Source organism: Kordia sp. (assembly GCF_022447245.1).
GTDB lineage: Bacteria > Bacteroidota > Bacteroidia > Flavobacteriales > Flavobacteriaceae > Kordia.
Genome location: NZ_JAKVBC010000005.1, coordinates 53,314 through 70,435, shown reverse-complemented (window position 1 = coordinate 70,435; position 17,122 = coordinate 53,314). Strand labels below are relative to the sequence as shown.

The 17,122-nt window shown below is 33.9% G+C and carries 13 protein-coding genes; 1 reads left to right on the top strand and 12 read right to left on the bottom strand.

The features are described from left to right. Positions 1–46 precede the first annotated feature (46 nt). The 4 genes from MK119_RS05290 to MK119_RS05275 all read right to left on the bottom strand — a co-directional run bounded on the left by MK119_RS05290 (position 47) and on the right by MK119_RS05275 (position 4,856). Entirely contained in the window at positions 47–628 is a 582-nt protein-coding gene (locus MK119_RS05290; protein WP_290671572.1) for a UpxY family transcription antiterminator, read from the bottom strand. A gap of 589 nt (positions 629–1,217) precedes the next feature. Then, complete coding sequence (locus MK119_RS05285) at positions 1,218–2,756, bottom strand: YifB family Mg chelatase-like AAA ATPase (RefSeq protein WP_290671571.1); 1,539 nt, start codon at positions 2,754–2,756, stop codon at positions 1,218–1,220. A 902-nt stretch (positions 2,757–3,658) separates the two neighbouring features. After that, positions 3,659–3,982, bottom strand: a complete 324-nt coding sequence (locus MK119_RS05280; protein WP_290671570.1) for a hypothetical protein — start codon at positions 3,980–3,982, stop codon at positions 3,659–3,661. A 625-nt stretch (positions 3,983–4,607) separates the two neighbouring features. Further along, a complete protein-coding gene (locus MK119_RS05275; protein WP_290671569.1) occupies positions 4,608–4,856 on the bottom strand; it encodes a hypothetical protein in 249 nt (82 codons plus the stop codon). A gap of 465 nt (positions 4,857–5,321) precedes the next feature. On the opposite strand from MK119_RS05275, the gene MK119_RS05270 reads away from it, so the two are divergent. Beyond that, a complete protein-coding gene (locus MK119_RS05270; protein ID WP_290671568.1) occupies positions 5,322–6,218 on the top strand; it encodes a bile acid:sodium symporter in 897 nt (298 codons plus the stop codon). 39 nt (positions 6,219–6,257) lie between these two features. Here the strand turns inward: MK119_RS05270 and MK119_RS24210 are convergent, their stop codons facing one another. The 8 genes from MK119_RS24210 to MK119_RS05235 form a co-directional block, all read right to left on the bottom strand. Further along, positions 6,258–6,452, bottom strand: coding sequence for a LuxR C-terminal-related transcriptional regulator (locus MK119_RS24210; protein ID WP_366512773.1), 195 nt, complete (start codon positions 6,450–6,452; stop codon positions 6,258–6,260). Further along, entirely contained in the window at positions 6,449–6,901 is a 453-nt protein-coding gene (locus MK119_RS05265; protein ID WP_290671567.1) for a response regulator transcription factor, read from the bottom strand. Before MK119_RS05265 ends, MK119_RS24210 begins: the two co-directional genes overlap by 4 nt. Before the next feature lie 12 nt (positions 6,902–6,913). After that, positions 6,914–7,159, bottom strand: coding sequence for an ATP-binding protein (locus tag MK119_RS05260; RefSeq protein WP_290671566.1), 246 nt, complete (start codon positions 7,157–7,159; stop codon positions 6,914–6,916). A gap of 426 nt (positions 7,160–7,585) precedes the next feature. Further along, on the bottom strand, positions 7,586–8,890 hold the full coding sequence (locus tag MK119_RS05255) for an ATP-binding protein (RefSeq protein WP_290671564.1): 1,305 nt from the start codon (positions 8,888–8,890) through the stop codon (positions 7,586–7,588). A 128-nt stretch (positions 8,891–9,018) separates the two neighbouring features. Further along, complete coding sequence (locus tag MK119_RS05250; RefSeq protein ID WP_290671562.1) at positions 9,019–11,817, bottom strand: hypothetical protein; 2,799 nt, start codon at positions 11,815–11,817, stop codon at positions 9,019–9,021. 90 nt (positions 11,818–11,907) lie between these two features. Then, on the bottom strand, positions 11,908–12,780 hold the full coding sequence (locus MK119_RS05245) for an immunity 49 family protein (protein WP_290671560.1): 873 nt from the start codon (positions 12,778–12,780) through the stop codon (positions 11,908–11,910). Between the two features lie 6 nt (positions 12,781–12,786). Beyond that, positions 12,787–14,331, bottom strand: a complete 1,545-nt coding sequence (locus MK119_RS05240) for a hypothetical protein (RefSeq protein WP_290671559.1) — start codon at positions 14,329–14,331, stop codon at positions 12,787–12,789. Positions 14,332–14,382: 51 nt separating this feature from the next. Continuing rightward, complete coding sequence (locus MK119_RS05235) at positions 14,383–17,109, bottom strand: hypothetical protein (RefSeq protein ID WP_290671557.1); 2,727 nt, start codon at positions 17,107–17,109, stop codon at positions 14,383–14,385. Between the last annotated feature and the right edge of the window lie 13 nt (positions 17,110–17,122).

Here is a 17,122-nt window from a genome sequence, read left to right as displayed (position 1 = left end):
CTCAGTTAAGACTTTTTATAGAAAGTCCTAAATATTAAGCGACTGCTTATAAGGATTTTATTCGGACTTTTTCCAGCACATTTGTGCATATTTCAATAGAAGCCACCTGATTTATTTCTTTTAGATGTATCCCGAATTTTGTTTTGGATTTTTGCTCAACTAGTACTCCGTCATAGCCTGCTAAAGGCCCTTCAACGATACGCACAGTTTCTCCTTCAATAAAGTCATTCCCCACGGATATTTCTTTATTTAAACTAAGCATACATTTTATAGCCTCTACACATTCAGAAGACACCTTGCTTGGTTTTCCTCCACAATGGATATACATCGTAATTTTGTTGATTCTACATATTTCGTCTAAGCATTTTTCGCTTGTTTTAACAAAAATATAGCTTGGAAATAGTACTATATCAATTTGTTTTTTTTGTCGATTCTTCCATATTCGAGTTGTTTTTATCATAGGAAGAAACACTTCAAATCCTCTCAATTCAAGTTCAAATTTAGCTTTCTTCTCAGCTCTCGGAGCTGTGTAGAAAATATACCAATTTTGGTTTACATGATTTGACTTGGATTTTCTTTCAATTTTTGGACCAGCAATTTTTGCTTCCCTGCTTTGAGAAAAAGGCATTGTTATTAACGTTAAGATTGTTATTTGATTTTGTTCAATAATCTAACTAATTATTAACCAGGGGGGAATATAGGTGAATAACGATAAAACACTGTAAATATTTAGGCTCTAAATACAGCTTCGCTTGGTCAGTTAGCAGTTTTACCTACTAATTAACATTTATTTAAGATTTTTTATCGATTATAAAAGTATAAAAAATTAAGAACTACAAATATGCTTTAACCGTAAAATAAATATGTATTAACCATAAGGAAATGAATCTCGAAAATTAGGAATTATCGAATATTAATATGGTTGATATAAATTATTGATTTTCAAAAATATATACTTAAAAAATTACATACAAATTAATTTTGTAATACCATACTTATATGATAAAATGTAGTTATGATTTAGTGTACTTTTCAAAAAATTGAAAATCAATAATTTAAATATACAGCTATGAATTATTGCATAATTGTTGATGCGTTTATTATTATTCTGGATAAAATTTACTTACAATTTGGTAAAACCGTTTAGCAGGACTGATTTAACATTTTTACGTTATAAAGTATTAAAATATTCTAATGACTTCTATTTTTTTAATAGCTTACCCTAGCCAACCTTCTCTATCCAAACTTCTGTATTGGATAGCTTCTGCAATATGATCGGGTAAAATATTTTGTTCTTGATCCAAATCGGCAATAGTTCTTCCGACTTTTAGAATTCTATCATAGGCTCTCGCAGATAAATTTAAACGCTCCATTGCATTTTTGAGAAGGTCCAATGCTTCTACGCTTAACTTACAATACTTTCGAATTTGTTTGGTGTTCATTTGAGCATTGTAATGTAAAGTTTCTGATTTTTTGAAACGTTCGGTTTGAATCGTTCTTGCTTTGATAACACGTTCACGAATAACAGCACTGGTTTCTCCTTTCCGTTCTTCAGAAAGTTTTTCAAAAGGAACTGGTGTTACTTCAATATGTATGTCAATTCGATCTAGTAAAGGTCCTGAAATTTTTCCCATATAGCGTTGCATTTCCATAGGAGAAGCTGCCATTGGTGAGTTCGGATCATTGAAAAATCCACTGGGACTTGGATTCATACTTGCGACCAACATAAAACTACTTGGATAAGTAATGGTAAATCGTGCTCTAGAGATAGTTACTTCTCTGTCTTCTAAGGGCTGACGCATGACTTCCAAGACACTTCGTTTGAATTCGGGTAATTCATCTAAAAACAACACTCCATTGTGAGCTAGAGAGATTTCTCCCGGTTGTGGATAGCTTCCTCCCCCTACGAGTGCAACATCTGAAATAGTATGATGAGGATTTCGAAATGGACGTTCAGAAATGAGCCCTGATTTGTCTTTTATGCTTCCTACTACAGAATGAATCTTCGTCGTTTCTAAGGCTTCATGTAAAGTTAATGGTGGAAGTATTGATGGTAAGCGTTTTGCCAACATTGTTTTTCCTGAACCTGGTGGGCCAATGAGTATAATATTATGTCCGCCAGCAGCAGCAATTTCCATACAGCGTTTGATACTTTCTTGTCCTTTAACATCTGAGAAATCGAATTCAGGAAAAGCAAGGTTTTTCAAAAATTCTGCACGTGTATCAATAATGGTTTGCTCCAAAGGTTCGTTATTGTCAAAAAAATTAATGACTTGTTTGATGTTTTGTACACCATATACTTCCAAATTGCTAACAACAGCAGCTTCTTTGGCATTTTGTTCAGGTAGAATAAAGCCTTTAAAACCTTCTTCAAGTGCATTGATAGCAATAGGCAATACGCCATTTATAGGTTGCAAACTTCCATCCAAAGACAATTCACCCATAATCAAATAATTCTCTAAGTTTTCAGATTGAATTTGATTCGATGCTGCCAAGATTCCTAACGCTAAGGTTAAATCATACGCGCTTCCTTCTTTCCGTAAATCGGCAGGCGCCATATTAATGGTTATTTTCTTTCCTGGAATTTTATAACCATTATTTTGTAAAGCAGAAGCAATTCGGTAATTACTTTCTCTAATGGCATTATCTGGCAAACCCACCAAATGATAGCCAATTCCTTTTGCAATATTTACTTCAACCGTAATTGTAGTAGCTTCAATACCAAAAACGGCACTCCCATAGACTTTTTTAAGCATAATAAAGACATCTTTATCATAAAGCTATCTTTTTATATAATACAAATGGTAAATTATTTTGTAAGCGTTAATTTTTTTTTGTGAGCGTTGAATTTTAGGTTAAAAAACAACAAACTTGAGCAAAACTCAAGCCTGTTGTTGTAATTGTTGTGTGTGTTTTTATGGACACCAAACTACTAAAGAGTTACATGCAAATCTTATGGTTTGATCACATTGTTGTCCAAATGAATGACATTGTCCAAGAGGTGATGTCTCTATTTCACATCCTTCTCGTAACGTAACTCCGCCTTTTGCTTTATTAACTTGAAAGTTACTAATTGTTTCTTTTTTAGCTTTGGTGCTTTTATTTTTGATTTTTTCTTAATAATCGTTTTACTAATTGATACCTACTCTTTTAAAAGGTTTTCGGTTTCGCCTTGTAGATTAATGCATTAATGTGACCAAAAGTTATGTTGGTATCGTTATGAAAAAAACAAAGCATCCTTATTTTGAACAAAATAAAGATACTTTTGCAGTCAATTTTCACACTTATTTTTTAATGAAAGAGATTTCCGCTCCTGTAGGACTATCCACTTGAATTGGCTCTGTGTCGTCGCTTATGAGGCATTGGCCTCCTGTCAGTTTTCTTAATAATGGTATAGCAATTGTACTTTTTTTTAACTCAATTTTTCTGTTCGTTTTTGATTTCATAATGTGAATGTTTTAAAAAAATCAATACTAATGATCTATTTTCCCAAAATGGCTTTTGGATAAATATTCTCTTCAATGATAGTAAATAAAGGCATTCTTAAAAAAATACCGTTTCTAATTTTGAACAAAATGGGGTGCTTATTTTGTGTTTTTAGGCATTTTCTTCTTGAAGTTTTTTGATACAATCAGATGGCTTAACTTTTGTTCGTTCTTTAAAGTGTTTTAACGAAGGAATAATCACTTTTGTGACCAACTTCTTTTGCGATAGAAGAAATTGAAAATTTACAGAATTGTTTATCTGTTTGCAATCTATTGATCGCATAGGTTATGCGAAGATCGTTGATGAATTCGTTAAACTTTTTCTTTTTGTGCGTTTTTATAATTTGTGATAAGTAGCTTCGATTTGTTTTTAGCTTTTTTGCCATCGTGCTTAAGCTATAATATAAATTCAAAAAATAATGACTCGTTTCTAACTTGTCAATTCCTTTTAGAATTGTTGCGACTTTTTCATCCTCTGTATCAAATAGTTTTTGCACACTTTTTTGTTGGCCAGATTTTGGAATTCTGCATTTAGAGATTCTATTTTGGAGTTCAATTTGTTAAATACAACTTTTTTTGAACGTTCTTTTTTACAGATCGCGACAAGGTAAATATCCAGATTATGATAAAAATTGCTGTGTTTCTTGTTCATATATTTTTGTTTGTACTTTGTCTTCGTCCTTTTCTAAAATTGTGTTGAGTTTTAAATATTCATCATGCCAAAATAAGGTTTCTTCGGTGTTTTTAAGTTCGTTATAGCTTTTAGAAAGTAGTAAATATATATCTAAAATATAGGCATCACGTTTGGTATATTTTTATAATAATTTGATAGTTTTCAGCAATTTATCAACCGTTTGTTGGTATTTTTCTTGTTCAAGAAACATGCCGCTAAAAATTAATTGGTATAGGTTTTTTTCATAGAAATCATTTGTTAATGTATCTTTTTGTAAAATGACTTCTGCTTGGTGTGAATATGTTAGTGCTTTTTCATAGTTTTTTTTAATAAGAAATGATCCCTTTTTTTATCAATAAATCTACTTTTCCAAGAGAATACGCTAGTTTTTCACTGATGATTAGTCCGTTTTCAGCAATAGCTGCAGCTTGGTCTAGTTACCACATATCCTAATAAGTTTCACTTAAAATGGTGAGCAAGTTTACATGATTTCGTTTGTCTTTATATTTCATTTGATCAATAATTTGTAGTGCTTCAGTGCATTTTTCCAACGCCTTTTGGTTTTGACGCATCTTTCTGTGAATCACTGTAATATTCATTCTGTCAATAAACTGATAGTTAGCATCTGCTTCTCGTTCTGCAATTTGTAGCAGTGAATAATATGCATTTAGTGCTTTTTCATGCGCTCCTCGCTGCATGTACATATTTCCCTTTAGCAAGTAAGCTTTGGAAAGATGGGTATTGTCTTGATTTTGTTGGCAAGACTACTATTGCAGCTTCCGTAAAAAGCATGCTTTTATCATATTTTTCTTCTTTACAGAAATGATACACTATCTGCAAAGCATGTTTTATCCAGTTTTCATCTATATTTGAAATATCTAAAAACTCATTGAAAAGACTATCTTTTTCTTGTACTGAAGAAGATTTTATCTGCTTTGTCAGCAATTCAGCAGATACTTTTTGCGCATAGGAAAATGTACATGTTAAAAACAGGATACAAAGTAGGCGTGTAACTTTTTACATGAAAAAAGAATGGTTTGTTTGTTTATTTTAGATGTAAGAACTTTTCTCAATTCCACAAAACTGTGTTGTGTAACATAAATAAGAGCATTATATTTTTATAAAAAATATAATTGCATATCTTGGCAGTATAGAGATTAAATATGGATATAGACTTTCTAATTTCCCTTGCTTTAGGGTTAATAATGTTCGGTATAGGTTCTTCTTTAAGAACAGAAGATTTCAAAAATGTGTTTAAAAACCCTAAAAGCTTAACAATAGGCCTAGTTTTACAAATTATAGCTTTGCCTTTGTTGGCGTTGCTTATTGTTTCCTTTACCGATCTGAGTCCGGAGTGGAAAATGGGAATTTTTATAGTATCTATCTGTCCTGGAGGAACAACTTCTAATTTTATAAGCTATATATTGAAAACGGATGTCGCACTATCTATTTCACTAACGGTTGTCAATTCTTTTATCATTTTATTTACAATTCCGACTTTAGTTTTTTTTGGTTTGGAGTATTTTGAATTGGAAAAAAGTAATGAGAATTTAAGTCTTGTAAATACGATTACACAGGTTTTCTTAGTTTTAATTTTTCCAGTTTTAATTGGACTCTTTTTGAATGAGAAATATCCAATAACCATTCAAAAAATACAGAATTATCTAAAGTATTTTAACATCCTGTTGCTTGCCTTTGTTTTTGGTGTAAAGTTTTTTGCATCTGAAACGAATGGAGGTAGCGGCATCAATCAAGAAATAATTTATGTTTTATTGCCTGCTTGTTTACTACTTCATAGCATTTCAATGATTGGCAGCTATTTTTTATCTAGAAAACTAAAATTGAATAACCTACAATCGACTACAATTGGGATTGAAGTAGGTCTTCAAAACACAGGTTTGGCATTGCTTGTAAGCACAACTATTGTTAAAAATGAAGTTATGTCTCAACCAGCCTTAGTTTTTGCTATTTTTTCTTTTTTTACAACTTTGATTTTCGGTTATGTTATGAAAAACAGAACTGCATTGTTAAAGAGTTTTACGAAAAGAAAAGAACAATAACATAGATGTTAAAGTAATATTGACTTCAAATTTTTAACGCTAAGTTTCCACAAAACCATGTTGAAAGGCTTGGGTTACCAATTCTGATACAGAATGGATATTAAGTTTACTGTACAAATTCTTTTTGTGTGATTGTACCGTGTTTACCGATATGAAAAAGATGTCGGCGATTTCTTTGTTTTTTTGTTTTGTCCGATGAGCTTTAGAATATCTATCTCCCTTGGCGTAAGTTATACAAGTTCCAACTGCTTCTGTTGAGTCGTTTCTTGTGGATTATTGAGTAAAATATTTGTAAAGCGTGGATCGTAAAAATTTTCTCCTTCCGCAACTTTTTCTATCGCATCCATAAGCATACTTTTGCTGGTACTTTTTAACACATAACCTGTAGCGCCTTTGGCAATAGCTCCTTTGATACACTTAACTTGTTCATGCATGGTCAACATCAAAACATTCGGAGGGTTTTCAAATTCTTTAAATGCATCTAACACTTCCAAACCGTCCATTTCAGGCACGGAGATGTTCAAAATCAACACATTGATTGTATGTAATTGTATGTGCTGTAAGGCTTGTTTTCCTGAAGTCACAATTTCAATATCATAACGATCTTCGCTTTGCAACATAATTACAATACCTTCCGAAACTAAATTGTGATCATCGCATAGTAATAATTGTAGCTTATTCATGTGTGTAATTTTTTAGTTTCTTATTGGAATATCAATGTTTACAGTTGTTCCGCGATTTGGATTTGAATCAATATCACAGTTTCCTTCCATGATTAGTATTTCTTTACGTAGGTTTTTCAATCCGATTCCATTTGCTAATTGGTTAGCATCAAAACCTTTTCCGTCATCTTGAACCATAATATTTATGGCATCTGCATTTTTGGTGATGTAAATGGTCAACGTTGTTTCTTCTGTATGTTTGATGGCATTATTGACCAATTCTTGCTAGATTCGAAAGATAAAAATACTGATTTGTGAATTTTGAAAATGTTCCAAACCATGAATTGCCGTATGTACTTTGAGTTGTTCATTTTCTACTTTTTCAGAGAAATTTGTAATTGCCGTTTTTAGATTAAATTCTGGAATCGGATCTTGATCAAATCTGTGCGAAATGCTTCTGATTACTTGGGTAATGATTTGAATGATTTGCAGGGTTTTATAGACGTTGTTACAAGTAAAGAAATGATTACTCCATTATATACCGACATAGACAGATTTACGTATCTTTCTGAAAAAGAAATATTTATAAAATATTTTAACGCTGAATTCAATTCATTTATAATGGATTCTTACCATAATAGAACACGGTCTTATATTAACTATTAGCGTTTTTATGCTGTTAGTTTTATTATACAAAACGTACTACTACACCATTCTTCCTTCTTTGATAAATTCTCTTTGAATTGCGTCGATTAAGATTTCATTGGTCAATTGTGTTCCTCCTGCCGCTAAGACTTGTAAACAGGCGTATTGTACAATATTGACAACATTGGCTCCTGTTACTTCATATTCTTCTGAGATTTCTTGTAAATCAATTTCATCATTCATAAAAGCTTCTGGAATGTATTTTTGCCAGAGTCGCAAACGTTCAGGAATTCCTGGCGCTTCAAAGTCGATGATAGATTGAAATCTTCTGGTAAAAGCCTTGTCAATATTCGTACGATAATTAGAAGCTAGTATGACTAACCCTGAATGTGATTCGATACGTTGCAATAAGTATGATACTTCTTGGTTAGCATATTTATCATGTGCATCTCTAACTCCGGTACGCTTTCCAAATATAGCATCAGCTTCATCAAAGAAGAGAATCCAATCTTTGTTTTTTGCTTTATTGAAAAGGTTAGAGAGATTTTTTTCCGTTTCTCCAATGTACTTCGAAATCACCAATGACAAATCGATTCTGTAGACATCTTTTCCTGTTTGTTTTCCCATCAAACTAGCTGTAAGCGTTTTTCCAACACCTGGCGCACCAAAAAACATGACTTTATATCCTGGCTTGATTTTGTCTCGCATTTCGAAGTCGTTCAATAAGGTTTCATTATGTTCCATCCAAACCAAGATATTGTTGACTTCATCAAGCGTTTTATCATTTAAAACCAAATCGTCCCATTCCATTTGTGTTTCTAACAATTCTGCTGGGAAATCTTGACTAAGTTTTGGCTTAGATACCGAACCGTAAACGAATAGTTCTACATATTCAAAATCTAATAATAAAGTTCCGCTAATCTTTGGTTCACCTACAGGTACATTTCCAAGTCTCAAAATTGACTTTTTGGCAAATACATGTTCTTCATTAAATATTGATATGATAAAGTTTCTCGCTCTGTAGTTATCGCCCACCACAATAAAAATAGCCGTTTCACCTGTAGGCAAGATTCCGCGATATTGCGTTCCTTTTACTCCTCCAAATTCAGGAAAATCACTTCCATCAGGGAAGAATTCAGAGAGTATATTTGTCATAAAACCAGGTGCAATATACGGCAACATGGAAAGCAGCAGTATCAAAATTTCATAGATTTGGAAGTTATTCTCTGTTACAAATTTTGAAAACTCTGAGTCGTCATTGGCAAAGTCAAACGAAGGAAATGCAATTTCTTCATTACTTCCTGAAATATCTACCAGTCGAAATCGTACGGCTTGTTTTATATAATCTATGAGTTCTGTTGTCATAATCCTATAAGTTTATGTGTTAAAAAAATGCACTTGGTCAATGCTCAATTTTAACATATAAATAAAAGAATAGTTCCTGTTTTATAAAACCGTTGAAACACTTATTTTTAGGGTGTTTTTCCCCTTTTCTACTCTTCCATTTTTAGTGCTTCTTTTATAAATTTGACTTTTTGTTTTATTTGATCACTTCTGTCCAAAACTTTATTGTAGTATAAAAGTGTACTTGGACTCAAATGTCGTGCTAATGTAGGCTCATATGTTTCCCATTCAGTTTTACGCAATGTATCTTCTGTCATTGCATAAATTTCCTTGTTCTTTTTAGAGAGGTATTCAATTAGTTTGGATTTAACTGGTATTTTTTCTCCTTCAGAATTTTTGATAGTATCCGCTACAACTCCGCCAATAAAACCTTCTACATCTTTTATGGTGATGACTCTTGGTAAATAAATTGGTAAATGTTTTACATGATATTTACAACAATTTCTAGCAATGTCTGTAGAATCTGTGATTTGCGCTTCTGGTTTTCTTCCACGCTCTTCCAAACGTTTTATTAAGTCACTAAAATAGTCTGGATTTTTATCTAGATTAGCTCCTGCACTGATGACTGCTGATAGGTTTCCTTGTTCTTTTTCATTGAATACAATAAAATCTATTCCTGTTACATCCTTAAATTCTTCTACTAAATATTTAATGTAGTTAGATTTTCCGTTTATGATTTCTACGAAAATGACATTGGTTTCTGGCTTGATAATAGCATCATCCGAATTTTTGAGTAAATCGTACCAATCTAAGCTTGTCAACAATCCGCTGTTATCAATAGCTCCAGCGTCTATATAATGCCCATAACCTTTTATTTTGGCGGCTGGACTTAACCCAGGAAAACGGTTGGTACAAGATACCGCTTGGTAAAACGAAATTACTGGTCGTTTGCCATCTGTTATTGGTTCTAATTGTGCTAAATTATCAGCATTTAAAAATAAGTTTCTTTCATACTGATCATAACGAACCGAACTAAAAACTCCTCTTCTACCATTGGTTTTGGCTGTATTCACTAAGATTACTGGAAAGTATTTGTTTTTATCGTAGATGCTATCTTTCCAGTAGTTTTGAAATGAAAAAGTATCCAGTCTTCGATCATCTTCTCTATCTTCTAATAAGTTCCGATATGATACCATGGAGTAATATGATCTGTCTCTATGCTGACTTAGGTATCGGAATAGAATTGCTTTTCGAAGAAAATCCCAGCCTAAAGTATACGAAACATCCATTGAAGCATAGTTTTTCAATGCAACTGCTTTTATTCTGTCACTAATATTTTTATAATTACCTGCAGTATCTTTTGGAAACTTTCCTGCCAGAACCGCGTACATCGAAAGTCCCATCATTCCTCCAGAAGCTCCTGAAAAAGAAGCCGTATGATTTAAAAACTCACCATCCGTAGCCTTTTGGATATGATTCAACAATTTCATTGTCCAGATATTGGCTTTTAAGGCACCTCCATGAGATGCTACAAAAATAACTGGCTTGTCATTTTCAACTTTTGTATTGAGTGTACTTAAATAGTCGTTCATCTTTAAAACTTCAGTATCAGTACGAAGTTCGCAAGTATCTAACTCATGTACAGGACTTTCACTTATGTACATAGATACTCCTATAATCACAAGGATTAATCCTAAACTATACACTGTTCTTTTTTGTCCTTTTTTCACAAAACTTTCTTGTTCTGATAGTGGAATGAGACGAGAAATACTACCTTCTTGCAAACCAGAATAAGCGAGATATTCTTTTTCATCAATATCTCCACACTTATATGCTTCACTTTGCCTTTTGATCGCTTGTACTACAAAAAGATATTTTAACATACATGCAAATCCGTAATAAAAGATGTAGAAATAACTAAATAAGATCGCCATAGCATTTGGCATTGGTAAATCGTATGCCACAGCAATATTGCTATACATGATCAATCCTAAAATTAAGATTGCAATGATGAAGAAAAACACTACGTAGTTAAAATTTACTTCTATATATTTTACATCGCTAATAGATGCGTAGGTATCTAACTTTGTACGAAAGAGTCGAAAACTTATATATGTTAAGGCTAATGATAGCGTTAAGAACTGTAACAAGAAATACGATGTTGTATTAAAACTTGCCCAAAAAGCCGTTAAGAGCAATAGTATTATGGAAATCATCGTAATTAAGTAAAATGATATTACTCCAAACGTATAAAACTTGTCATAAGTTTTAGAATTTGTACCATTTTCTTTTTTATACACAGCATTTTCTTTCTCTATTTTATGCTTTTTGGTTAGCATGTAAAACATGACTAGAAAAGGATATCCATAAAAAATGATATTCCACCACCATATTCCATCTAAGGTATCATACGCGAATAATAGCTTTGGTTCGTAGGTTTTGAAGATGTAATATGTCCAAATAGAAAAAATGAGTAAGCCCAAACAGTAACGGAAATACTTTGCCATATAATCTTGCTCATATTCTTTTTTATCTTTTTCACATTCTCTCCGAGGTTTTTGAGATACTGGTTTTTTACTAAATGTAAATATTTTATAAAACCGCAACCAAACATGAGCGTACCAATAGTTTTCGTCTTTACTGTCATTGATATCTTTTGCGTAATATATGTAAATGGGATAGTGCGAAATGACCAAGGCAAATACAGAAATGATTGTATAACATAAAATTAGCGACCAAGAAGCATCATCTTCAATCATATCTACTAAAAGTGTATATGCTTGATCGAGTCCTTTGATCAATAAGAACATGACTATGAGTATGATGATACTTAAAAAAGAAGAACGTCGAAATTTGTTCAATGATGCAAAGAAATTGTAGAATCCATTGCCTAATTTAGCAAGTACTGATTTCTTAACTTTTTCTTCATTAGGTAGATTAGCTTCCATACGAGTGCGATTTTACTTTTGTATACTTAAATATACTAAAATAGATTTGTACGATTTTTACCTATGTTTGGGGATTTTGTAGTAACTGAATTAAGGTGCTAAATTTGTAATAATACATTTACCTTCAACTAAAAATACTGGCAATCGACTGTCCTCCACTGTTATATTCCAACCTTTATCAAAGGCTCTACAGGCAAACGAAATGATTTCCCAAGGAAGCCAATTATCTGGATTTGCATATCTTCCTTTTTCATCGTCATTGAATGCACGGTCTTTATCTAAAGCTGCTTGCAATTTTTCATTGAAAGAAGCTTCATCTCGCAAGTAAAAAGCTTTTCGCAATTCGCTTAAGGGAATATAGATTGCATGATACCAATCGTTCCATTCATCATCATGTTTAAAAAAACCTTCAGCTTTCATATTCATAGATTCTAACTGACGCTCAATGATTGTTTCATCTATTTTATGCAAAGATTTTTCTAAATAGTAGTACGGATAATGATAGGATTTTGACAAGTTTACATTGTGAAAAAATGGTCCAGGATCCGTTTGACGTAATACAGCTTCTATCACTTTTTTACAACGACATATAGAGGCGATAAAAAAGAAATCCATCAACTTATCTACAGAAGTGTCTTGTCCTTTTGCCGATTTTTTAAGCAACACCTTTTTATCAGCAACCCAAACTTCTTGATCTTTCGTTATATTTTCTTCTGTTATAATATGTGCATAACTACTTTGCATTGCATGTCTAAAATAAGTTGTCAGTTCTTTTAATGACAATTCATTTTCTACATATTTCAACGTAAACCAAAGCTTATTCCTAGCAAATAAATTATGGAGGCGTGTAGCATTTCCTTGAACAACTTCTATGAATTGATCTCTAAATCCTTCAAAGTTTCTTGATAGCTTATATTCAAAAATTCCTTGATCCCAATTTTTAAAATCTATTGTATTCTCCATAGTTTATCATATTAAGAATTCTGTAAGTACAGTACTTTGTGCTTGTCCTGCAGAAGATATAGGCGTTTGTGCTTTATAAAATCTTACTTTTCCTAAATCGTACGCTGCTGCTAGATCATCTGCCATGCGTATTTTTGCTGCATCACCAGAGTTGCGCATTCTTCCTAAAACATAATCAAAATATTCTTTAGTTCCTTGTTCTACTCTAAATCCTTGATGTTTTGCAGAACCTAAGGTAGAGCTACCTCCTTTTGCTTCTACTAAAACAAAGTCTCCCGCATCTGTTTTGTGAACTTGATCAAATACACCTGGTCCTTCAAATGTATCTGTATGATTTATGTTACCATGCTTCTTCTTAATAGCATCTTCAGCGCCAATATCTCCAATTTGCTCACTATTTTTCACTTTTTTATTAGTTACTTTATGATGTGCATCTAATAAATCTTGTTCTTGTTTGGTTAATGGTTTTCCATCTTTCTTTTTCTTTAATGCGGCTTCTACTTCAGGAGTTCTACTTGTTCTTATTTCAGCATCAATTTGAGTACGTCTTGTTTCTGCATCTAGCATTTTTCTATCCAATTCAGGAAGATTATCAACATCCGCTGGTTTGGCAGGTCTGTTTCGAGGGAATGTATCTTCGATGATATTACCTTGACCATCTGTTTTAAATTTAGCAGGCACATCTATTTGATCATCTACTCTTTTAGCACTTTTCCAAGGAGAATTTGCATCTACCTTGACTTCATACGTTCCATCTGCTTTTTTACGCCATTGCGGTTTATTAGCTTGTGTAAACCTATTATCAGCATTCACTTTAATAGGTTCTCCAGTATCAGCATCTGTCGTACTTAATAAGAAGTCAGGGTTAAATTCAGCCCAAAGCTCAACCCATTTTCCTCTTTTTTGAAACCAAATTCGTTTGAATTTGAATTTCTCTAATATTTTCTTACGTAAGTTACTTAATTTCTTCGTTCCTTTACCAACCATGCCTTGTATTCGAATTGCCAAACGTGTATTCTTAACTCTAGCGACTCCTTTTTTGACAACGTTTCCTACTTTGGTTGCTCCTCTACGAACATAGTTGACACCTTTCACTACTTTTTGCCCTACTTTAGTTGCTTTGGCTGCAGCCATGACACGCTTAAAGACTTTACCCATTCCTAATAGAATTTTATCTAATAAGAATTCCATCACAATCACTGCCATTGCCATCGCTAAAGATTTTCCTGCGCCAACGGCATCTCCTGCCCACGCTTTTTTCACATAATCCCAAATATGTCCTAATGCTTGATATACTGCATACGCTCCAAAGATGATGATCATTGCTTTTACAATAATATCAACAGCGGCTACTAATCCTGCGCCACCTGTAAAGAATGCAATGAGTCCTGCAGCAATTAATGCAGCCACTAAAGCAGCAATAATCCATACTTTGTTTTTGTTCCAAAACACTTGCAATCCAGTCATCATTTGACGTCCCATAAACGCCAAGCGTGTTGCCATGTCTAAACGTCCTGTTTTGGTTATCAAAACTGCAGGATTATTATCCATGTTTGGTGTAGACGGTACTTTTCCTGGTTGTGGTGCCGTATTTCCAACTGCTTACGATTCTACCAACATTTGATTATTGTAATGATCTAGCTTGTCCTGATCAGTCATATTGATCCAATCTGGAGTTGGTTTTTCGGCAGCTTGATCCACTGATTGTCCAGTTGCTCCTGCATTTTGTTCAACAGTTTGTTCTACTTGTTGTGGCGGAAATGCATAGCCAGCTGCATCTGCTGCAGAAGCTTGGAAATCTTGTGTAGTCATTGCATCTGCTCCTGCTCCTCCTAATTCTAACGGAACGCCATCTTGCATTGGTGGCAAATCAGCAATCAATTCAGGTTCTAATGTAACTGCAGGATATGGTTCTAATACAACATCATCATCACTTAGTTCTGACTTGGTGAGTACAGATTGTAATGCTTCAGGAATTGGTTTTGTAGCACTTGTTGCATCAGCCGTTTGTTCACCTGAGTTTTTACCCATAGCTGCTGCCCAAGCTTCTTCTTGTCCTATGGGAACTTCAAAATCTTTTAATGGCTCTGCTGGATTTCCTCCTAAAGCAACTTCTGCTAAAGCTCCAAAGAATTGTCCTGGCGCATACCACGCTCCTACTTGTAAATTCCACAAGAAGCGTATGATCTGAATTAAACCAGATACTAAGAACTTCATCGCATCTAACAATAAGTTATAGAATGCTTGATATGCTGCAAGTATGGCGTCGAGTACAGCTCCAAGTGCATCGAGTAAAGCATTTACAGTTTTTTTGAGTCCTTCTGCCAATTTATTTACAACGTCTACTGCTGCGTTTACAGCTTTGTCAATGGCGGCATTAAATTTATCTCGAAGTTTCGGGAATGCCGCTAAAGCTACATTTACCAATGCTTTTAAGACTTCTCCAAAGGCTTTGATTAATCCAACAATAGCATCACGTGCCAAATCAATCAATTTATTAGCTAGTTTTTTAGCAGCTTCTATCAAACCTTTTACTAGTGCACGCAAACCATCAAAGAGCTTGTTTAAGCCTTCTTTTAGTTTGTCAAAGAAACTACTTACGGCATCGATAGCTCTGTCCCACCAACTTTTCTTTTCAGAGTCTTTCTTTGCTTGCGCTTTTTTGGCAGCGGCTTCTTTGTCTGTTTTCGCTACTTCTTTGTCTGCTTCTTTTTTCGCTTTGTCGTACTCCGTAGTAATTTTTGTGTCTGCATCTTTTACCTGCGTATCAATGTCTCCATCTACCTTTTTCTTTTCAGCTTCTGATTTTTCGCTGTATTCTTTCTTTACATTTTCATTTTCCTGCTTCCATTCGGTGCGTTGTGCTTCTACATCTGATTTTGCATTGCTTTGTGCAGTTTCTTGTTCTTGTTTTACGCGTTGTGTTTCTGCATCAATGTCTTTTTCAGACTGTATACGCTCTTTTTCCTGATCTGCCTGCATTTTTTCATATTCGGCATTTTGCTTTTGCATATCAGGTTCTAACTCTTGATCTATGTATGATTTTGCTTGTGTATCAAAACTATTTTTTACTTCGGCAGATACATTTGGTATTTCTTCTGAAAGTGCTGCCGTTTCTGGTGGTGCCGTTAATTCAACTGTTGGAGATAACATTTCTAATTCCATTTCTGGATAAATGTCATCTTCACCCTTGTAGAGTTTACTCTCCGCAAGATTTTTTTCTTGTTCTTTATTGGTTGTTGCTGTAGATTCGTCTAAGTTATCTTTGTTTTTGTTTTGATAGGCTTGTCCAGTTAAATCTACCGTTGGCTTTTCTCCAGGACTTGTTTTTACACTTTCTGAAGTTGGTAATTTGCTGATACTACTTTTGATTTCCGACTTTCGATCTTCTTCGCTTCCGCTTTTTCCTACACTAAAGAAGCTTTTTATTTTAGCCAACACAGAACTTGCTGGTTGCACACTTTCGGTAGGAATTTGATCTCCTTTGACTTTTCCTGTAGGAGTAAGATCGCCCAATATTGATTTGTCACCTTGTATTTGTGCTCCAACTTGATCGGAAGCTGCTTTTGCTTTTTGTTTTTGAGCTGCAGATTTTGTTGGAACTCCAGTTGGTTGTTCTATTTCTGGAAGTGAATCTGAGAGTGTTTTTTGTTCATTTTTACGAACTTCTGCTACGGTTGTATTGGATTCTTTGACGCCACGCATGAAGTTGGATGGAGATTGACTCACCAATCCGTCTGCATATACTTTTCCGTTTTCCGTTGATAACGCAAGTGGCGCATCGTCTTCTTTTACTGTTTCTATTTCTGGAACTCCTGCTTGTGCTGCTCCAGGAACTGAATATCCTTTTCCGCCTCCGCCAGCACCTTTACCTTTCGCTTTTCCATTGGTACCTTTTGCTTTTTGAGTTCCTTTTTGTTCTCCTTTGGTTTGTGCTTTTTCTGTTCCCTTTGCTACGCTTGTAGCATCTTTTTCCGTTGTAGCTTCCGTCGTTTTTGAAGTCGGTTCTTGCGTTTTTTCTTGAGTTTGTGTTTCTTGGTTTTCTTCTTTTTGCTCTTCTTTGATAGTTGTGCCAGTTGTAGAAGAAGTTTGAGTCAGAGAAGTTGTATTCATAAAAGGAGTACTCGTCATTTCAGACATTTGAGCACTTTCTTGCGTTCCTTGTGCTTCTTTCTGATGCGAAGCAACAATAAATAAATCGGGAGTCTCTTTAGCTGCAGTGTTTTCCTTATTCTTTTTTAGCTGCGTTGGTGCAATAAATAAACTTGACCGAGAGGAATTTCCTTTCGATGTATCCGTTGTATTTTTTTGAGCACGCGCAGTATTCATTTGTATTTTTAGT